Here is a 19,990-nt window from a genome sequence, read left to right on the forward strand (position 1 = left end):
GAGCCTAAAAGCTTAAGAATTAGGCTAAATGTTTAATCATTCAATTACAAATCTATGAAAAAAAATCGGGAATTATTGTACCCGGACGGGAGAGGTACACCCAAAATTTTAAGGATTATGAAACTAACCCTTATCATGATGTTCGTTGTTCTCTGGCAGATTTCGGCTAATTCATATAGCCAGGAAACAAAAGTGAAGCTTGACCTTTGGAATGCTTCTGTGAAAGAAGTTTTTAAGGCCATCAAGTCACAGAGTGAGTTTACATTTATCTTTAATGAAGAGGATATATCACAGGTTGAGGATGTATCGTTGACGGTTGATAATGAGTCCATAGAATCTGTTCTAAGTCTCTGTCTAAGAAACTCAGGATTAACTTGGCAAGTGATAGATGAAGTGATCATTATTAAGCCCGATAATAAATACCTTCAGCAGGACGATATGATTGTAAAAGGTAGAGTAACAGATGATAAAGGCCTGCCTATACCCGGTGTTAACATTGTTATAGTGGAATACAACAATGGTACCATCACCGATGCAGATGGTTATTATGAGTTACATGTACCTGAAGCAAATGTCAATTTGTCTTTTACCTTTATTGGTTTTGAAAAACAAACCATCGCACTTGAAGGACAAGCAGAACTTAATGTGCAGCTTCAGACCGAAGTGAGCGAGATTGGTGATGTGGTTGTAACAGGTTATTTTAACCAGACAAAGGAGAGTTTTACAGGTTCCGCGGTTACCATTTCAGCCGATAAGTTAATTCAGGCCAGTAACCAGAATATTCTTCAATCAATTCAATTGGTTGATCCTTCTTTTATGCAGTTGGAAAACACCCTGGAAGGTTCTAACCCAAATGCGATGCCTGATTTCCAAATTAGAGGTTCTGCTAGTGTGGATATGCGCGATGAGTATGAAGGTAAACCCAATATGCCGACTTTCATCCTTGATGGTTTTGAAGTGACTGTTGAGAAGATTTATGACCTTGATCCATACAGAGTTCGTTCAGTAACAATTCTTAAGGATGCTGCAGCAACTGCTATTTATGGTTCTCGTGCAGCTAATGGCGTGGTGGTTATCGAAACACTGGCTCCAGAGGGAGGCAAGATGGCAGTTAGTTACAAAGGTGATTTTACCTTCTCAGGCGCTGATTTATCCGATTACGACCTGCTTAATGCAACAGAGAAATTAGACCTGGAAGTGGCAGCTGGCTTATATGAAGCTGCTGGTATGGTTACGCATTTTGAAGATGCCCAGGAGCGTTATAATGAAAAACTAAAATTGGTAACACAGGGGTATAATACTTACTGGTTGAATAAACCTGTTGAAACGACTTCTGTAAGCCATAAACATTCCTTATTGCTTGAAGGTGGTAACGATGAAATCCGCTATGGTATCGACCTCAATTATAATGACCAGAATGGTATTATGAAAGAATCTGGTCGTGACCGAATGGGGATTGGTTTAAAGCTTCAGTATACTTATAAAAATTTGATTTTAAGAAATAAGCTAACCTATGACAATGTAAAAGCTGTTAATTCACCCTATGGAAGCTTTAGTACTTATGCCCGATTAAATCCATACTACAGGTACAAAAACGATATTGGCGAGTATGAGTATGTACTTGAAAGAATTGGGTATAGCAATGTGTATAATCCTTTATTTAATAGCACGCTTAATACGATTGATGAAAATAAATATGATGACCTGATCAATAATTTTGACATTGATTGGCGAATGACAAATGACTTCAGGTTAAAGGGGGCGTTGTCAATCAATAAGAGAATCAATTCGGTGGATAATTTTAAGCCGGGTATACATACCAATTATGCCAACCAATCAGATGTTAATAAAAAAGGAGAATACTATACAGAAAGAGGTGAAGTAACCCGGTGGGAGTTCAATATTGTTCTAAACTATTTCAAACAGATTAATAAACATGTTATCAATGCCAACGGAATATTTAATGCCAGTGAAGAGCATGTTGAAAACATGACAGTTTTGGCACAGGGTTTTCCGAATGAGGACATGGATAATATTGACTTTGCTATTCAGTACCAAGAAGATGGATCGCCAGGTGGTAGCGAGTTTACGTCAAGGTTAGTCGGAATATCAGGAAACATTAACTATAGCTATGATAACCGTTTCCTAATGGATCTGTCATATCGTATGGACGGCTCATCAGCCTTTGGTGCGGAAAAGCGCTGGGCACCTTTCTGGGCGGTAGGTACTGGTTGGAATTTGCATAATGAGAATCTGTTTAAAGATTCGGAATTAATCAATGAACTTAAACTAAGAGGATCTTATGGTTCAACAGGTAGTGTTGATTTTAATCCTTACCAGGCAATGATGATGTATAATTATCGTACCGATTTGATTCATCGATTTGAAGCAGGAGCCACATTAATGGCTATGGGTAACGAAAATCTGTCGTGGCAGCAAACACTTAAACGCAACCTAGGGCTTGACCTGGTCATGTTCAATAGCCGTTTGTCTGGAACACTTAACTACTATAATGATATTTCAAAAAACCTATTGGTAGATATTGACTTGGCGCCTTCACTTGGTTTTTCACAATACAAAGAAAACCTGGGAGAGGCTCGTAATGAAGGTTATGAACTGGCATTACGCTATGATATTATTCGCAATAAAGGTGGTTTAAACTTGTCGGTGTACGGAAATGCTGTTCATAACGAGAATACCTTGTTAAAACTGTCCGATTCGCTTGAAGAGTTTAATGCCCGACAGGATGAAGAAAGTGAAGCAGGTACACGACCCAGGGTTCGTTATGTTGAAGGACAATCAATGAATGCCATCTGGGCGAATAAATCCCTGGGTATCGATCCGGCAACAGGCAAAGAAATCTTTGTTACCAAAGATGGTGGGACAACCCTTGTTTGGGATGCCGATAATATGATGGTTTGCGGAGACAGCAGCCCTGATCTGTTCGGTAATTTTGGTACGAATGTCAGTTATAAAGGTCTTTTAGTAAACGTCGTTTTCAGATACCGTGTGGGTGGTCAGCACTACAACCAGACCCTTGTTGATCGGGTAGAAAATGCTGATCCGGCATATAATACAGACCGAAGGGTATTGGAAGCCCGATGGGAGAAGCCAGGCGATATGACCTTTTATAAGGATATAAAGGATGATAGTTATACGAAACCAACCTCACGTTTTATTCAGGATTATAGTTTCCTGGAGTTTGCAACGATCAATGCATCTTATGAATTCAATAAGACGGTGGCAGAAAAGGTTGGTATGAAACGCTTAAAAATGTTGTTTTATATGAATGATATTTTCAGGGCTTCTACGGTTAAAGCAGAGCGAGGTATTAATTATCCATTTGCCCGAAGTTTTTCACTTGGTATACAGGCACGATTCTAAAAGAAAGAAAAAATGAAGAAATATATAATTTATATAATCGTTTTGGTCTTCACTGCTGGTCTTACATCTTGTGAAGACTGGTTTGATGTTCAACCAAAGACGCAGGTTAAGACAGATGATTTATTCGATAGTGAAGGTGGTTTTAAACGCGCTTTAATAGGGATTTATACCCAAATGGGAGGCAATAGTACTTATGGAGCTGAAGGAACATTGGCATTTATTGAAGTCCTGAGTGGAGCTTATACAAGCGTCAGAGAAAATAATCATAACTATTACGAGGCTTCCTGGTATAATTATGAAAGCTCAACCAACGTATCAAGAATCAATAGTTTATGGTCGGTTAATTATTCAACCATTGCCAATATTAATAACCTGCTGGAGCATATTGATGAGCAACAGGCTATTTTTAATGAGGGTATCTATGAAATAATTAAAGGTGAAGCATTAGCATTACGTGCCTATATTCACTTTGACTTACTGCGTAATTTTGCAGCTGCCCCAATCAATGGCCTTGAAGCACTAGCCATTCCGTATGTGGATGCTGTTTCAACTTCTCCGTTTCCACAGTTAAATGTTGGTGAAGTGTTGGATCGGGTCATTGAAGACTTATTGAATGCAGAAACTTACTTAAAAGATTACGATCCGATTGGTCCCGCTTTTGAAACGTATGAGGAATCGAGGACCGGATATACTTCTATTGATGAAAGTATTAGTGAATCCAGCTTTTTAATGTTTCGTAAGGAGCGAATGAATTATTATGCCGTGCTTGGTACATTAGCAAGGGTTTATCTTTATCGTGGAGGTGAGGAAGATAAAACAGAAGCCTATAAATATGCCAATGATGTTATTAACTGCGAGAAATTTGCTCTTAACGATTCACAAACAATCTCGGAACAGTCCAATAGTCAGATTGCCATGACTTATTTGGCACAGGAATATTTGTTTTCACTTTATAAACGGGATATGACTGAATCGGTTAATGAGACATACTTCAAATTCGCTGAAACTTCAAGTAGTTATAATGAGTTGGAAATAGATGAATCTCGTAGAAACGAATATTACGAAACAGAGAAGTATGGAGGTGTTGCCGATGTACGCTTAAACAAGCTTTTTACGATCAATACGGATGGCTTAAGCTACTATCTGGCGAAATACGATTTTGGCATCTACAATGTTAAAAGAGTGCCACTTTTAAAGGTTTCTGAAATGTATCTGATCATCGCTGAATGTATGAATAGTTGGGAGCATTTAATGAGCTTAAGACGCATGAGAGGTTTGAAGACGATGGCACCAGGAGCTACCCTTCAGGCTGAGATTGAAGCCGAATATCGTAAAGAGCTACTGGGTGAAGGTCAGATGTTTTATTACTTCAAACGCCTAAATCAATTGGTGAATGTCGATATGGAGGATCAGGAACAGTTTGTTCTTCCGATTCCGGATACTGAAATAGAACGTGGATTAATTAATTAGATCTGATATGAGAAATTACATATATCTTTTAATAGGAATACTGATTTTCACTGGTTGTGAGGAATCAGAATTAACGAACTTTAATGAGCCGGATGCTGTTTATTTTCAGCTGCGGGAAACGGATTTTAGTCGTTCATACACGACCTGGGATGATTGGTTAAATTATGAGGGAGATAGTTTGGTGTATTCATTTGGTGGTATACCGGTTGGACATCCGGATTATTTAGAAAAGGATACAGTTTGGTTGCAGGTTAATATTCTGGGGCAGATGTCAGCACAAGAACGGTATTTTGATCTGGCAGTTAATCAGGGCGGATCAACAGTTGAAGAATCTGTTCATTACGAGACACTTGATGCTCAATACCCCTTGGAGGCTGATACAGTGTCTACCTCTTTCCCGGTTATATTATACAATCATGAAACATTAGGTGCTGATCCGCTTACCTTGTATCTCGATCTGGCTGAAAATGATGATTTTATTCTGGGACTCGAAGGTAGAACGCATGTGCGCATCCAAATTTATAACGATGTAACAAAGCCTGAAATATGGGATAGGTACTTATATACGCATCTAGGACCTTATTCTAAAGCTAAACACCGCGTTGTACTCATGACCAATGGTGGTAAAACAGTACCTAATACGGTTAGCGAATACTATGCTGTTGGGGGCTATTATGAAGTCAGAACCTGGCGAGCACCGATGAACGAGTACCTTGAAGCCAATGAAGTTTACGATGAAAATGGAGATCGTGTTGAACCATGGTAAAATTAAGCAAGATGAAAAAACTATTTCAATATATAGCAGTATTACTTCTGGTGGCTTATGCTTGTACAGAAGATAAAGGAACCTATGACTATACGCCTTTAAATGAGGTTCAAATAAGTGGAATTAATGATGAGTATACCGTATTAAGTGAAGCTCCTTTTACAATATCACCAACAGTGGAGCAGACACTGGTTGAGGATGAAAGCGTACTGGCCTATTTATGGTACGCCTACAACAAAGGTTCGCAGCTTTACAGTGCTGATACACTTAGCTTTTCAAAAGATCTGGATCTGGATTCTTTAAAACTGGATCCAAAAGATTACGAGTTGGTATTTAGAGCTACTGACACTTCAACGGGTATCTATTATGATTACCGTTCAGTTTTGAATGTTAAAGGATTTCCAGATGGCTTACAGGTATTGAGCAGCAGGGATGGTAATGCGCAAATATCTATTTTGAGAGGTACAGAAGAAGGCTTGAGTGATTTAGAGGCCTTTAAACTTCAAAATGATAACCAGGTAGCTGGGGCTAATCCCGTTAATATCATTGGTATTAATGAGTTTATGCGCAGAGGCAAGCCGTTTCGTATAGCCTTATATTGTAATGATGAAACCCTTGGTAGTTATGCAACAGGAGCAAAGCTGGAGAAGACCATTGATGTGACTGATGCATTTCAACAAATTGAAGCACCTGCAAATATAAAAGGTGTTTTAGGACATCCGGAATCATTTGCAACAGGTGTTTTTGCTGACGATAACAAACTCTTTACCACCTTTCAACCTGGTTTGTTTGGTGATGAATGCTCGTTTATTTATTCTTTTGAGAATGTTAGTCCGGCTTTTAATTCTGTTATTCCTTATGGTGGGTTTGTATTATTTAACCCTACTACAACTGGTTTTTGTGAAATAGATAGTTGGGGTTCCAGAGTAACGCAGTATCCGCCAGTTGACGATGAAGAACTGCCTTTTGACCGTACTAACACAGGTCTGAGTGCTGTTTATGGAAAGCGGGTAACTGATTATGCCATGGGCGTATTTGAAGATGAGTCAAGCAATCAGAAGTACTTATTAGGCTTACTGAACAAGGAAGCTGCTTTCAAGAAAGAGATGGATGGTGCAGATTTGGAGAATGCCACCATTTTTGATTTCCTTAATAGCAAGCAGGTATTATTGTATGCATATGCCAATAAGATCTATACCTATGATGTTGTTGCCAATAAGGTGCTTTACACCTATGAATTAGATGGCGAGGCAATTATTAATCACATAGAGGTTTCTGCTGACGACAAAAAGTTATTTGTAGGCTTTGGTGATGGTTCAGATGATGCTGATTCAGGTAGTGTTTACATCATGAATATTGACCTGGATGGAGAAGTGCTGGATGTGCACGAAGCTTATGATAATAAGTTTGGAAAGGTGGTTGACTTCTTTGAGAATTACTAAATACAAATTTAAATAAAGAATCAGGAGAGCTTTTCTGATTCTTTATTTTCTAATCAACGATTTTTATTAATAAACTGCGTAATAGTATGAAAACCATATTAGTAGTAATTTGCACTGCCTTTATTTTAGTTTCTGTTGGGGCAAAGGATATAAATACCCAAATAGGTGGAATTTATGAAGGTGATATAAAAGGCAAAATAATTCAATTGTGTCGTGTCGAACATGGCAAGCCACAACAAGTAGAAGTTGTTAGGCTTGACGATAAAGGACAATTTGAGTTTAAAGTGGCTATTGAAAGACCAGAACTATTTGTTGTTAAGGTGTTAAGTGATAAACATAAAAATGAAGTTCGTGGTGAGCGTGGCTTAAAACGTTTCTACCTTGAAAAAGGTGATGAAATAAGCATTAAATTAGAAGATGATGCGTACGAACTTTTAAAACCTGTTGATGAGAGAAATAACGTACTAAGTAAATGGAATAATGTTGTTGATACTATTTATTCTGCTGGTTACAATACCCATATAGACTACAAAACCTATTTTCCTTTGTTACCAGAGTTTGTCGAAACTGTAAATAAATTTAAGAAAGAAATACGGACAAATGATGCAGACTTTAACGAGTTGATGAATTTATTGGTTGATACGGATTTGAACGTGTCTGCTTTGTACTTTATTTATTCGATGCACAGTATACATCCAACTCGTGATTTGTATCCAGATTATTATCAATACATTGTTAACGAGCAGGCACCTAAAAGTGAACGTTTATTAGAATTGCCAATGGGCTCTGAATATATAAGATTATATACTTTACATGCTGCATTAACAGAAATTGGCGATCGAAAAGCTGATGCTGATGAACTTAAGGAATTAGCATTATCTAAGATCGAAAGTGATTTATTAAAAGGATATTACCTGATAGAAGGTCTACACAGGTATCGATCTTATGATGATAGTTATATGGTGTATAAAAAAGAGATAGCGCCTTATCTTCTCAATAACTATTTAAAGGAGAAAGTAGCTGCTTTTGAAAAAACAATTCGGGAATTTGAAAAAGGAACACCAGCAATTGACTTTACAGGAATAGATGTTAATGGTAAAGTACACAAGTTATCCGATTATAAAGGAAAATTGGTTTATGTTGATGTTTGGGCGACTTGGTGTGGCCCCTGTAAAGCTGAAATTCCTGCACTAAAAGCCTTGGAGGAGAAGTACCATGACAAGCCAATCATATTCTTAAGTATATCTGTAGATAAATCTAAAGATCGCTCAAAGTGGCAAGCATTTGTTGAGGACAAGGAATTAAAAGGGGTGCAGTTAATTGCTGATGATGCTTTTAACTCAAAAGTAGCTAGAGCTTATAAAATAACGGGGATTCCTCGTTTTATGTTATTTGATACCGATGGCAATATTATTACGACAGATGCTCCGCGTCCTTCAGATAATAATCTTGAAACATTATTAAATCATAACTTCTGATTAACGACCTTAATCGTAACGAATAAATTGAACACAGGTTAATGACTCTATTGAGTATTTATTTTATGTCAATTATACCTGACGTCCTTTCATGAGTGTCAATTACTGGAACAATTCTAATTACTAAATTTCTTAAAACTAACTGTATGAAACTCATAACAGCTGTGGCTTTGTTAGCCTTAATTTTAACATCGTGTGCCACGAAAACCAATACACAATTTGCAATTATAAAAGGTCAATATATTGGCGATAATCAAGGAAAAGAAATCCATTTGTGTAAGGTGGAGCATGGGGAAACCAATAAAGTTGCCGTTACACAATTAGGTAACGACGGGCGTTTTGGATTTGTTTATTCTGTTGATGAACCTGGTTTGTATGTTATCAACGTAGTTTGGGATAAGGCCCTGCGTGTTGTAAAGAAAGACCATAACTTAAAGCGCATGTACCTTGAAAATGGGGCCGAATTGGATATTAAAATCAGTGATGGGACCTACGAGTTATTAACAAGTAATAGTGCTAAGAATGATCTGTTATCGGAATGGAACATGCAAATAGATACAGTGTTCACCTATTCACATGGCTTTAGTTATAATATTTTGGACTATACCAATTTCTTTCCATTACTACCTGATTTTGTTGAGAAAACTCAAACCTTTAAGTCGAAAATTAACACAGATGATAAAAACTTTGATGAGTTAATAAACTTGCTGGTAGAGACAGATTTAAACCTGGCAGCATTAAACTTTATTTATACACCTCGTGGCAAACATCCTGAGCGTAAAGACTACCCTGAATATTACGACTATATTCAAAGCGAAGGTGCACCCGCTTCAGTGCGCTTGTTGGAGTTACCGATGGGGTATAGTTATACACGCCTGTATACAATGTTTGCTCTGCTTTCATCTCCTGATAAACCAAAACGTTCGGAGTGGGATAGGGCTGCTATTGAACTAATACCTGAACCAACTTTAAAAGGCTATTATGGACTGAATAACATCGATAAGTTTAAATCTTACGACGATTCTTACCTGGCTTATAAGGAAATGATTGTGCCATATTTATCCAACGATTATCTTAAAAATAAGGTGAATGAGTTTGAAATGACCATCCGTAAATTTGAAAAGGGAGCCGAGGCTTTTGACTTTGCCGGCAAAGATATAAATGGTAATGAACACAAACTGTCAGACTATAAGGGTAATCTGGTATATGTTGATGTTTGGGCCACCTGGTGCGGACCTTGTAAGGCACAAATTCCTGCACTAAAAGAGTTGGAAAAGAAATTTCACGGTCAACCAGTTACCTTCTTAAGTATCTCAGTTGATAAAATGAAGGATCAGCAGAAATGGATTGATTTTGTAAAAACAGAGCATTTGGAGGGTGTGCAACTAATGGCAGATAAAGCTTTTGATTCAGATGTTGCTAAAGCTTATGGTATCAATGCTATTCCGCGTTTTATGCTGTTTGATAAAGAAGGTAAGATCGTTACTATTGATGCGCCCCGACCATCGGATAAAGAAACTGAAGCCTGGTTGAAAAAGATGTTGTAGGCTCAGATTAACTATGCAACAAGCATATTGCTTCGGTATAAAATGGAGTAATATGCTTGCTCCATCGACAATCAGTAGCTATTCATAAAGAATTTTCGAGCACAATTAAAAGCCCCCAATAAGAGCGCAAATGAAATACAATAAACGATTAACTAAAATAATTGCCATTGGACTATTGTCTGTATTTATAAGTTGTCAAAAAAACGGGCAGAAGCCAGCTTTGAATTCTGTTATTAAAATGAATACAGAAGTTGAAGAGCCAATCAATGATGCTGAGCTATTAAAAGAATTTGAGCAAAAAGCCTCTGCTTATTATAAAAAGCATGGTGGTATTGACGCTGACACCTATAAAACGCAATTAACAGGCAAAAAGTGTGAGGCTCAAATTCTACCAGTCACAGATACTCCCTATAAAGGCATAGAATTTTACAAGCAATTTAGAAAAGGTGTACTGATGATGGGCAAGATGTATAAATGTGGTCATTGTCCCGAAGATCATATTAGTGCAGCATCTGCATTCATTATATCTGAAGATGGTATTTGTGCGACCAACTACCATGTATTTAAATCTTACGATCCATCAAAACCCAATGATTACATTACTTTTTTTGTAATGGACAGTGATAAGAATATATACCCGGTGCTTGAGGTCTTAGCTGCCAGTAAACACGATGATTTGGCCATTTTTAAAATTGATACCAAAGGTACACAGATGGCGGCGTTAAGTATTGGTCATGAACAGGGAACAGGAGAGTCAGTTCATTTAATTAGTCATCCTGACCATCGGTTTTATACTTATACACAAGGTTATATCGATCGGAAATATATGAAGCCGGGGACAGCTAAAATTCGTCAGTCAATTTCTGCAGAGTTTGCTAAAGGCTCAAGTGGGGCTCCTGTTATGGATAATTGTGGTAATGTAGTAGGTATAGTTGCCGGTACACAAAATATCTACTACGACCAGGAAGGAACGATTTATCAAAGTACGATTAAGGAGATCATTCCAGTGAGTCGATTGAAAGCCTTGATTGAATAGCGCCATAACTGTATTTCTAAATATTGCTTAACACCGAGCAGTTTCACTCATAATAAACCGATATAATGATCAGAACTCTATTATTTCTTATAATTATCACGTTGGCAATGCCATATTACATACATGGTACGAACAGCGCATCCATCCAATTTATTTTTGAACAACCGGCCAAGGAAAAGTTACTGCTTTTTACTAATACGATTGGTCGTATGAAACCTCAAAATGAAGTATGTACATCTGAGAATGTTACAATGGATTTTCAGAAACATGCGTCCAGGTACATGTATATCAGTACTGACCAAAAGACTTATACAGCAATTTACATTGAAGAAGGGAAGCAATTAAAAGTTCGTTATCAGGATGACCAGCTAACATTTGAAGGTGATTTAGCAAATGAGGTTGAATATCTGAATCAATCAATACAGAAATCAGCAAGAAATGTGGTGCCTTATTCGAGAGAATCATTAGATATTAAAAAAGAAAGATTACAGGAACGGCTTTGCTTGCTTGATAAGGCTGATGTGTCCAAACTATTTAAATCAAGAGAGGAACAACGGTTAAAACTGACCCATTATTATTCTTTGGTTAATTCACCAGCCATGATGGCCATGTTTGGATCGGAGCAGTTTGATTTATGTGATAATTATTACAGTTTTTTGGAAGAGATGTCATTTGATTCAGAGGCTGTAGTTGATATTCCAGGATGGTACAAACCGATGTTTGATATTTTCCTTCAAATGGAGAAAGAGGGATTGATTGATGCGAATGTTGATAATTTCTTACTGGTCCATACCAATCGAATAAATAATCAAAAATTAAAAGAAGAGTATGTCCTGGCCGGATTGGATTTTTTGCTTCAGCACGATTACCGGGATAATATTGATCAGATAGCCAGCAATGCTTTTCAGGTAATAAAATCTGAAGATGCAACGAGAAGGTATCACCATATTATGGACCAGTTTAACCCCTTAAAGGAAAAGTATGCCAGCCTTGCTAAAGGGCAAATGGCACCTGATTTCGAAGCTGTTGATCCTTATGGCGATATGTACCGATTAAGTAATTTTAGAGGAAAGGTTGTATTGTTGGATATGTGGTTTTTGGGCTGTGCACCATGCAAAACAGAAATGCCTTACCTCAAAAAGCTGGAGAACGAGTTGCATAGCGACAACTCGCAATGTATCACACTGTCGCTTGATCGTAAACAGGATATTGAGAAATGGAAGGATTATATTACCGAGCATCGGTTGACCGGTCTCCAGTTGAATGAACCAAATGGCTTTAAAGCATCAGTAGCAAAAGACTATATGCTGCGTGGTGTACCCCGTTATATTGTTATCGATAAGGAAGGGAAAATTTACGATGCCTTTGCCCGCCGGCCTTCCGATCCTAAATTGAAGAAAATGCTGGAGGAACTGCTTTAGGTTAAAAAGGAATTGAGTCTGTGGATAAAATGCCCGAAAAGTAATTAGGCTATTCGGGCGTTTTTTGATTTAGATTCGATAATTCAGATTTTAGTCTGAAGACGCAGAATCATACTTCTCTTCCCAATAGGGTTTAAACTGCTCAATAATAAAATGATTCCATACATTTTCGATCACATTTGGCCAATCTTCCTTAAACTCCCCTGCACCATGTACTGCTACCTTCAATGTCGTTGAATCATTAGCTTCCGTAAGGTTATAAGTGGTCACCAAAGTAAGTGCATGACCAGCTAATCCTAATGGGCCTTCCATTCGCAAGAGTTTTCCCCTTTGGGCACCGGTTATTACAGCATGGCGTACTCCATCGCCCGATTCATCAAATATTTCGAAAAAGCCACCACCCGGTTTTGCTTCAATATATAATTGATGTGGATTACCCGAAAAGGTATGATCCCACCACGAACTGATATCTCCCGTTAAGTGATCGTACACATTGACAGATTTACCCGGTAACGTGGTTTCAATAGTAAAAGAAAAAGAGTCACGATCAATATGCTCATTTGACTCAGGACTCTGACATGCGTAAACTATTAAGACAAAAGCTATTAATATATACCTCATAATCTAAGTTTTAGATAAAAATAATAACACTAAGTTACTAAGATTGTTTATTGAATAGAATTTTCGTTGATATAGAGACCTGCTTTACTTTTCAAATGCGTTTAGTTATTTTAGCCTATACTAATAATCAACTTAATACAGTAACTATGAAAAAAGCACTTTTTATTTTTGTGGCAGTTGCTATGCTACATGTTTCGCCCCAACTGAAGGCCGATGAGGGACCCGATGGGAGAGGTATAAGAGCCGGGTATCAAAACAGTTTCTTTCGTATTGATGGTGATAAAGCTTTTGATGATCCTTACAATAACTTTTATATCGGATTTTTTAAAAGCAATAACATTGTTCCTTTATTAAAGTGGAATTCAGGAATTGAATATTTCCAGGTAGGTGGTAAAAACAGCGATGCCGAACTTAAGTTGCATTACTTAAGTATTCCACTTTCTTTGCGACTTAAATTGGGACCGGTTTATGCACTTGGTGGGTTAAATGGAGCAATTAAGTTAGGGGGTTCATCTGATTTCGCTGAAGCGGGTGCCGACGTAGGTGACTTTTCAACCATCGATGCAGGTGCTCATTTGGGTATTGGATTCAAATTCCTGATGTTAGGTGTTGAAGCTAAATATAATTGGGGGCTAGTGGAACAAACGGATAATAACCTCAAATCAGAATACCTTCAGGTTGGTGCCGTTTTATTTTTCTAAACCAACTTGAATCAAAACAAAAACCCGTCTTGAACTAGCAGGACGGGTTTCTTATTTCTATAGATTTATTTTTTAATGCAGCCTTGCGCTGATTATATTCATGAATTCTTCACGTGTCGCCTGATTCTTTTGGAATGCTCCTGTAAAATCAGATGTTGTCGTTACCGAATGTTGTTTTTGCACACCGCGCATCTGCATACACATGTGCTGAGCCTCAATAACCACAGCAACTCCCAATGGGTTAAGCGTATTCTGGATACACTCTTTAATTTGTGTTGTTAAGCGCTCCTGAACTTGTAAACGGCGGGCAAATGCTTCTACAACGCGGGCCAGCTTGCTTAATCCTGTAATGTGATGTCGGGGTATATAAGCTACATGTGCTTTACCAAAGAAAGGTAACATATGATGCTCACACATTGAATAAAGCTCAATATCTTTCACAACAACCATTTGCTGATAATCCTCCTGAAACATTGCCGATTTGATAATCTCCTCAGGATCCATATGGTAGCCCTGCGTTAGAAACTGCATGGCCTTTGCCACTCGCAGAGGTGTTTTTTCCAAACCTTCACGAGAAGGATCTTCGCCCAATTCCCCTAATATTTTATGATAGTGATCAGAAAGGTTGCTGGTTGTTTCATCGTCGTACGATTCTACCTTAGAATATCCTTCCTTTCCGTTTAAAGTAAATTCCATTGTTTTGTTTTTGATAGAACAAGCCTTTACAAAGTGCAAAAGTGCCTAATTTCTTTTTAATATTAACTGATATTTATCTGATTTTATCCTTCGAATTTCTCAGTCTTATGGAATTGGAGCGTTCTTTTGGGCTCGCTCTTCATAGAGCCTGAGTATTAAGTCCAATTCGTTTCGGTTCAATGGTTGTTGAGTTATTTCCATTACCTTTTGTTTGTCTTTAGGTAAGAAAAGACGCATTTGAGCCATATTTTCCGATGTCACTCCAAATGTACTGCTCGGAGGTATTTGTGTTTTATAGATTGTACTCCAGGTATGTTCTTGTAACACCATACGATGATTCATTTCTGCATCCATTTTTAGAGGTGTTTGCGTGAGTGCCTGACGAGTAGATGATCGAACATTATTGGTCGCATAGGCCATTTCCGGCCTTATGACTAACGGCATTGTTCGTGCTTGCAATGATAGGTTCTCGTATCGTGGCATAACAATAACCTCACTAATTAAGAATGTGTCTCTTGCCAAAAAGACACCTACCATGTAGTTTCTGTGGCGTAATGAGTCGTTTATTTGAATGTAAGTATCTTTAAATCCCAGGTGTGTAAAACGTACTACTTCACCCTGACGCGCCCAAAAGGAAAAACGCCCTTTATCGTCAGACAAGAAATCTTTTTTCTCAACATTAAATTTCGAGTAAGGTAATTCGCTCAGGCTGTCCATCTCAAATACAACGCCGGTTATACGTATGGAATCATTTCTTTGGTTCTGTGAAAACATACTCACAGATATGAAGACAAACAATAAGGCGATAATGATCTGACTTTTCATAGTGTTTTACTTTCAGGTTAGTAATCACGTTTACCATTTACTAACAAACAAAAGAAGCATTTGGTTGGATTCAAGCCAAATAAAAGCCCGGTGCTAATGATAACACCGGGCCTATGTTCAACATTCAAAGTTTATACAATAATGTCTTTTAAATTTCTTTTTGGCACGTGGTGAATCTGCTGCACATCGCGCCAGTACTTGATGTCGTCTTCTTTCATTTCCTCAATTGTCACTTCTTCTTTAGGTTTACCCAAGGCAATAATGTGAACGATCTTCAAGTTATCAGATAATCGCAACTCACGTTGTAATTGTAAGCGATTAAGAGACCCGATAATGCATCCACCTAATCCTTTTTCTACTGCACCCAACAAAATACTTTGTGAAGCAATACCATCATCACAAAAATAATTGGCTGATATATCAGTATCATTTAAAACAATTACGTAAGCTGCGGGCTGCTCACCTTTTTCAGGACCTTTCCAATCTTTAAGATAACCTGCCCATGATAAGTGTGGAAATATCTTATCATTAAGCTCAGGAGTATTGGATAAAAAGTATTTCAGGGGTTGGGCATTACGTGCAGAAGGAGATAAACGCGCTAAATCGACTAACTCATGTAAAGTCTCAACCTCAATTTTTTCATCCTGATGAAAGCGCCTGTAACTCCGGTTCTTAAGAATCAAATCTTTAAGCATAAAATCTATTTTTAGTTATTGTTTATAGGGTATAAAAAAGCGAGACTTAAGATACAAAAAATGTATAAAGTCTCGCTCTAATCCTCTATATTTTACTTACTAATATCTGGCCGAAACCACATCCCAGTCAAGGATACTAAAGAACTCTTCGATGTATTTTGGACGAAGGTTTTGTTTATCAAGATAGTAGGCATGCTCCCATACATCGCATGTCAGAATTGGGGTTAAACCATTGCGAAGAGGATTGCCCGCGTTACTTTCTTTAACGATGGCTAAACCGTTTTCTTTCTTAACCAACCAGGCCCAACCAGAACCAAATAAGGTAGCAGCAGCAGCTGAAAATTCTTCTTTAAACTTCTCAAATGAACCAAACGATGCATTGATAGCTTCAGCTAAAGCGCCTTTAGGCTCACCTCCACCATTTGGTTTGAATGACATAAAGTAGAATGTATGATTCCATACCTGTGCACCATTATTGAAAATACCTCCTTCTGATTTTTTAACAATAGTTTCAAGATCAGCATTCTCAAATTCAGTTCCTTTTACCAGATTATTAAGATTGTTAACGTAAGCCTGATGATGTTTTCCATAGTGAAACTCCATTGTACGTTTTGAGATAACAGGCTCTAATGCATCTAATGCATACGGTAATTGTGGTAATTCAAAGCTCATATTTGTCTGTTTTAAATTATTGTCTGGGGATTAAACAAACTTAGCAATTTTATGTTTTCAGAAACTTTAAAAAAACAAAAAGGGAACTCACGTTTGAATTCCCTTTTTTCCCAGACAAAATGAACAAACTAAACTTTAAAACGTCTTGTTACTTCGTCCCAATTGACAACATTCCAGAACGCGCCAATATAATCGGGACGTCTATTTTGATAGTGTAAGTAATAAGCATGCTCCCAAACATCCAATCCTAAAATTGGAGTTCCTTTTACATCAGCAATATCCATTAAAGGATTATCCTGATTAGCTGTTGATGTAACAACAAGTGAACCATCGTTTTGTTTTACTAACCAGGCCCATCCTGATCCAAAACGTGTTGCTGCAGCTTTATTAAAAGATTCTTTAAACGCGTCAAAAGAACCAAAAGCTTTGTTAATGGCATCAGCCAATTCACCAGTAGGTTCTCCACCTCCGTTTGGTGACATCACAGTCCAAAAAAGGTTATGATTGTAAAAACCACCACCATTATTACGAACGGCAACTGATTGTTTAGAAATATTAGCTAATATTTCTTCAATACTTTGTCCTGCTAATTCAGATCCTTCAACAGCCGCATTAAGATTATTAGTATAGGCTGCGTGGTGTTTGGTGTGGTGTATTTCCATTGTACGTGCATCGATGTGTGGTTCTAATGCGTCGTATGCATATTCTAGCTTTGGTAATTCAAATGCCATATTTATAATTCTTTCAAAAGTTTAAAATTAGAATGACGATTCAAAACTAAAAACTATTTGGAATTAGTCCAAATAAAATGAAGATAATTTCATCTTTTATTTCTAAATAAATAAAATTAATCGTCGAAAAGCTTAATTAATAGGTACTTAATTTTCATTATGAGATTTGACAAATAAAGTTATCTTCGTGCTATCATTCGCACCATATGAATAAAAGTATACTTAAACTCGCTATACCCAATATACTTACCAACCTAACCATACCATTACTGGGTATGGTGGATATGCACCTGATGGGTTATCAGGATTCTTCTGTTTTTATGGGAGCAGTGGCTTTAGGTGGCGTCATTTTCAACTTTGTGTACTGGGGTTTTGCTTTTCTTCGGATGAGTATTAGTGGAATGGCTGCTCAGGCATATGGAAGTAAGAATACCAATGAAATGGCAATGATGCTATTTCGTGGTTTATTTTTATCAGTCACCGCAGGCATACTTTTGCTTTTATTACAAGAAGGTATAGTCAGTTTAAGTTTGAAAATTCTTGAAGGAACTCCTGAAGTAAAAGCTTTGGCAAGCGACTATTTTTATGTGCGGATATGGGCTGCTCCTTTGGCAATATCCCTAATGGTAATTAATGGTTGGTTTTTGGGTATGCAAAATGCCATTTATCCAATGATTATTTCAATCATAATAAATGCAGTCAATATTGTTTCCTCCTTCATTTTTGTCAAAGTTTTGGGAATGAAGGTTGAAGGCGTGGCACTGGGATCTGTGGTGGCGAATGTGGTTGGCTTTTTGTTATCAATAGTGCTATTCCTTAAAAGGTATCATTATATACTAAAAGAATTTCAAATAAAGGAAGTACTTGACAAAACTGGCCTATTACGTTTTTTAGATGTTAGTGGTGATATCTTTCTTCGTACTCTTTGCATTATTGTTGTATTTACATTCTTTACTTCTAAGTCAGCAGGAACTGGAAACTTAATACTGGCAGCTAATAGTGCACTTCTTCAGTTTTTGTTTTTATTCTCTTACTTTTTAGATGGTTTTGCCTATGCTGCCGAAGCACTGGTGGGTAAATTCACCGGTGGAAGAAACATTCCTGAAGTTAAAAGAGCCACTCGCTATTTATTTGCATGGGGACTATCTTTCGCTTTAATATTTGTTGTTGTGTACGCGGGTTTAGGTCGGTATCTTTTATTATTATTTACCAACCAGGAAGATGTAATTGAAGTAGCTCTGGAATACTTGCCATGGTTAATGATTTTACCGTTAACTGGCTTTTCTTCCTTTATATGGGATGGTATATATATTGGCGCCACAGCTTCACGATTGATGCGGAACACTATGTTAATGGCAACAATGATTTTCTTTGCTCTCTTCTTTACATTAAAAGAAGGATTGGGCAATCATTCACTTTGGCTGGCAATGAATTGTTTTATGCTGGGACGAGGTGTTTTTCAAACGTTCTTTTACAAGCAGCTAAAGATTTTCAGGCAATAAGCATCATCTTACAAAAAAATGGCACCCTTACTGAATAAGGATGCCAAAGGAATTTGTATTAAAGGTTCGTTGTTTATCCTTTTACAAAAATAGATTTGATAATATGGTTGGCCATTTTAGGATTTTCCTTTAAGCGTCTGGTGCTATATCCAAACCAATCCTTTCCGTAAGGTACATACACACGCATTTTATAGCCCTGACTTAAAATTTCCTTACGTAATTCTGGCGTTACCCCATATAACATCTGAAATTCAAATTGATTGTCGGGGATATCATTCTTCTTAATCATCTTGATGGCCCCTTCAACAAGCTTTCTGTCATGAGTGGCAATACCAACATAAACCTTGTTCTTTAGTAAGTATTCCAAATCTTTGAGGTAATGATCATTAATCTCGCCATATTCTTTGTAGGCAATCTCCTTTGGCTCTACATAAATACCTTTACACAAGCGGTAATTAATAGGAGTTTCTTCTGTATGAATATCCATTAAAGATTCCAGATCAGACATAGTACGTTTGAGGTAGGCCTGGAAAACCAATCCAACATTTTTTGGAAACTCAGCTTTTAGCTTTCGGAACAATTCAATTTCAAGATCCACACATTTTGAGTCCTCCATGTCAACTCGCACAAAGTTATTGTACGAAGCTGCTTTCGCTACTATCTCTCTTATATATTGATAACAAGTATCCTTATCGATTAATAAGCCAAAACTGGTGGGTTTTAATGAGTAGTTACCATTTATATTATCCTTCTCAAAGCGCTCGATTATATTCAGATATTCATCCTTATTACTTTTTGCCTGCTCCATATTAGTGATAAACTCACCAAGCAGATCGACAGTAACACGCATACCATTATTATTCAGTTGCTGCGAAGCTATAATTGCTTCGTCAATTGTCTCACCTGCAATGTATTTCTTCGAAAAAATCCACACAAATTTCTTCGGGAAATATGGTAGTGTTCTTGCAATTATTTTATTCATCATTGTAGATTTCCTTTTAGT

17 protein-coding genes are annotated in these 19,990 nt (G+C 37.3%); 10 read left to right on the top strand and 7 right to left on the bottom strand.

Annotated features, from left to right (window positions below; translation table 11 throughout):
- The first annotated feature begins 117 nt into the window (after positions 1–117).
- The 8 genes from AC4MRQ_RS00485 to AC4MRQ_RS00520 all read left to right on the top strand — a co-directional run bounded on the left by AC4MRQ_RS00485 (position 118) and on the right by AC4MRQ_RS00520 (position 12,544).
- A complete protein-coding gene (locus AC4MRQ_RS00485; RefSeq protein ID WP_491195664.1) occupies positions 118–3,384 on the top strand; it encodes a SusC/RagA family TonB-linked outer membrane protein in 3,267 nt (1,088 codons plus the stop codon).
- 12 nt (positions 3,385–3,396) lie between these two features.
- The gene (locus tag AC4MRQ_RS00490) at positions 3,397–4,854 is read left to right on the top strand and encodes a RagB/SusD family nutrient uptake outer membrane protein (protein ID WP_491195665.1); all 1,458 of its coding nucleotides are present in this window, start codon (positions 3,397–3,399) and stop codon (positions 4,852–4,854) included.
- A 7-nt stretch (positions 4,855–4,861) separates the two neighbouring features.
- Positions 4,862–5,620, top strand: coding sequence for a DUF4843 domain-containing protein (locus AC4MRQ_RS00495; protein WP_491195666.1), 759 nt, complete (start codon positions 4,862–4,864; stop codon positions 5,618–5,620).
- Positions 5,621–5,631: 11 nt separating this feature from the next.
- Positions 5,632–7,062: a PKD-like family lipoprotein gene (locus tag AC4MRQ_RS00500; protein WP_491195667.1), complete on the top strand. Its 1,431-nt coding sequence runs from the start codon at positions 5,632–5,634 to the stop codon at positions 7,060–7,062.
- A gap of 86 nt (positions 7,063–7,148) precedes the next feature.
- Positions 7,149–8,540: a TlpA family protein disulfide reductase gene (locus AC4MRQ_RS00505; RefSeq protein ID WP_491195668.1), complete on the top strand. Its 1,392-nt coding sequence runs from the start codon at positions 7,149–7,151 to the stop codon at positions 8,538–8,540.
- A 146-nt stretch (positions 8,541–8,686) separates the two neighbouring features.
- A complete protein-coding gene (locus tag AC4MRQ_RS00510) occupies positions 8,687–10,087 on the top strand; it encodes a TlpA family protein disulfide reductase (protein ID WP_491195669.1) in 1,401 nt (466 codons plus the stop codon).
- 130 nt (positions 10,088–10,217) lie between these two features.
- Positions 10,218–11,123, top strand: coding sequence for a S1 family peptidase (locus AC4MRQ_RS00515; RefSeq protein WP_491195670.1), 906 nt, complete (start codon positions 10,218–10,220; stop codon positions 11,121–11,123).
- Positions 11,124–11,188: 65 nt separating this feature from the next.
- Positions 11,189–12,544 (top strand): TlpA family protein disulfide reductase, encoded by a 1,356-nt coding sequence (locus tag AC4MRQ_RS00520; protein WP_491195671.1) that lies wholly within the window; start codon positions 11,189–11,191, stop codon positions 12,542–12,544.
- A gap of 90 nt (positions 12,545–12,634) precedes the next feature.
- Here AC4MRQ_RS00520 and AC4MRQ_RS00525 read toward each other — a convergent pair whose 3' ends face one another.
- Positions 12,635–13,165: a hypothetical protein gene (locus AC4MRQ_RS00525; RefSeq protein WP_491195672.1), complete on the bottom strand. Its 531-nt coding sequence runs from the start codon at positions 13,163–13,165 to the stop codon at positions 12,635–12,637.
- Between the two features lie 146 nt (positions 13,166–13,311).
- On the opposite strand from AC4MRQ_RS00525, the gene AC4MRQ_RS00530 reads away from it, so the two are divergent.
- The gene (locus AC4MRQ_RS00530; RefSeq protein WP_491195673.1) at positions 13,312–13,866 is read left to right on the top strand and encodes an outer membrane beta-barrel protein; all 555 of its coding nucleotides are present in this window, start codon (positions 13,312–13,314) and stop codon (positions 13,864–13,866) included.
- Between the two features lie 72 nt (positions 13,867–13,938).
- Here the strand turns inward: AC4MRQ_RS00530 and folE are convergent, their stop codons facing one another.
- The 5 genes from folE to AC4MRQ_RS00555 all read right to left on the bottom strand — a co-directional run bounded on the left by folE (position 13,939) and on the right by AC4MRQ_RS00555 (position 17,485).
- Positions 13,939–14,562 carry a GTP cyclohydrolase I FolE gene (gene folE / locus AC4MRQ_RS00535; protein WP_491195674.1) on the bottom strand — a complete coding sequence of 208 codons (624 nt, stop codon included), beginning with the start codon at positions 14,560–14,562 and terminating at the stop codon, positions 13,939–13,941.
- Positions 14,563–14,667: 105 nt separating this feature from the next.
- Complete coding sequence (locus tag AC4MRQ_RS00540) at positions 14,668–15,387, bottom strand: hypothetical protein (RefSeq protein ID WP_491195675.1); 720 nt, start codon at positions 15,385–15,387, stop codon at positions 14,668–14,670.
- Positions 15,388–15,518: 131 nt separating this feature from the next.
- Entirely contained in the window at positions 15,519–16,082 is a 564-nt protein-coding gene (locus AC4MRQ_RS00545) for a nitroreductase family protein (protein ID WP_491195676.1), read from the bottom strand.
- Positions 16,083–16,181: 99 nt separating this feature from the next.
- Complete coding sequence (locus tag AC4MRQ_RS00550; protein WP_491195677.1) at positions 16,182–16,754, bottom strand: superoxide dismutase; 573 nt, start codon at positions 16,752–16,754, stop codon at positions 16,182–16,184.
- Between the two features lie 128 nt (positions 16,755–16,882).
- The gene (locus AC4MRQ_RS00555; RefSeq protein WP_491195678.1) at positions 16,883–17,485 is read right to left on the bottom strand and encodes a superoxide dismutase; all 603 of its coding nucleotides are present in this window, start codon (positions 17,483–17,485) and stop codon (positions 16,883–16,885) included.
- 206 nt (positions 17,486–17,691) lie between these two features.
- On the opposite strand from AC4MRQ_RS00555, the gene AC4MRQ_RS00560 reads away from it, so the two are divergent.
- Positions 17,692–18,987, top strand: coding sequence for an MATE family efflux transporter (locus tag AC4MRQ_RS00560; protein ID WP_491195679.1), 1,296 nt, complete (start codon positions 17,692–17,694; stop codon positions 18,985–18,987).
- A 73-nt stretch (positions 18,988–19,060) separates the two neighbouring features.
- Here AC4MRQ_RS00560 and AC4MRQ_RS00565 read toward each other — a convergent pair whose 3' ends face one another.
- Positions 19,061–19,972, bottom strand: coding sequence for a proline dehydrogenase family protein (locus tag AC4MRQ_RS00565; protein ID WP_491195680.1), 912 nt, complete (start codon positions 19,970–19,972; stop codon positions 19,061–19,063).
- Positions 19,973–19,990 lie beyond the last annotated feature (18 nt).

The organism is Carboxylicivirga sp., assembly GCF_982718395.1.

Excerpts from the sequence above, each read along its gene's own strand:
- AC4MRQ_RS00485 (WP_491195664.1), top strand. The coding sequence starts at position 118 with ATGAAACTAACCCTTATCATGATGTTCGTTGTTCTCTGGCAGATTTCG.
- AC4MRQ_RS00490 (WP_491195665.1), top strand. The coding sequence starts at position 3,397 with ATGAAGAAATATATAATTTATATAATCGTTTTGGTCTTCACTGCTGGT.
- AC4MRQ_RS00495 (WP_491195666.1), top strand. The coding sequence starts at position 4,862 with ATGAGAAATTACATATATCTTTTAATAGGAATACTGATTTTCACTGGT.
- AC4MRQ_RS00500 (WP_491195667.1), top strand. The coding sequence starts at position 5,632 with ATGAAAAAACTATTTCAATATATAGCAGTATTACTTCTGGTGGCTTAT.
- AC4MRQ_RS00505 (WP_491195668.1), top strand. The coding sequence starts at position 7,149 with ATGAAAACCATATTAGTAGTAATTTGCACTGCCTTTATTTTAGTTTCT.
- AC4MRQ_RS00510 (WP_491195669.1), top strand. The coding sequence starts at position 8,687 with ATGAAACTCATAACAGCTGTGGCTTTGTTAGCCTTAATTTTAACATCG.
- AC4MRQ_RS00515 (WP_491195670.1), top strand. The coding sequence starts at position 10,218 with ATGAAATACAATAAACGATTAACTAAAATAATTGCCATTGGACTATTG.
- AC4MRQ_RS00520 (WP_491195671.1), top strand. The coding sequence starts at position 11,189 with ATGATCAGAACTCTATTATTTCTTATAATTATCACGTTGGCAATGCCA.
- AC4MRQ_RS00525 (WP_491195672.1), bottom strand. The coding sequence starts at position 13,165 with ATGAGGTATATATTAATAGCTTTTGTCTTAATAGTTTACGCATGTCAG.
- AC4MRQ_RS00530 (WP_491195673.1), top strand. The coding sequence starts at position 13,312 with ATGAAAAAAGCACTTTTTATTTTTGTGGCAGTTGCTATGCTACATGTT.
- folE (WP_491195674.1), bottom strand. The coding sequence starts at position 14,562 with ATGGAATTTACTTTAAACGGAAAGGAAGGATATTCTAAGGTAGAATCG.
- AC4MRQ_RS00540 (WP_491195675.1), bottom strand. The coding sequence starts at position 15,387 with ATGAAAAGTCAGATCATTATCGCCTTATTGTTTGTCTTCATATCTGTG.
- AC4MRQ_RS00545 (WP_491195676.1), bottom strand. The coding sequence starts at position 16,082 with ATGCTTAAAGATTTGATTCTTAAGAACCGGAGTTACAGGCGCTTTCAT.
- AC4MRQ_RS00550 (WP_491195677.1), bottom strand. The coding sequence starts at position 16,754 with ATGAGCTTTGAATTACCACAATTACCGTATGCATTAGATGCATTAGAG.
- AC4MRQ_RS00555 (WP_491195678.1), bottom strand. The coding sequence starts at position 17,485 with ATGGCATTTGAATTACCAAAGCTAGAATATGCATACGACGCATTAGAA.
- AC4MRQ_RS00560 (WP_491195679.1), top strand. The coding sequence starts at position 17,692 with ATGAATAAAAGTATACTTAAACTCGCTATACCCAATATACTTACCAAC.
- AC4MRQ_RS00565 (WP_491195680.1), bottom strand. The coding sequence starts at position 19,972 with ATGATGAATAAAATAATTGCAAGAACACTACCATATTTCCCGAAGAAA.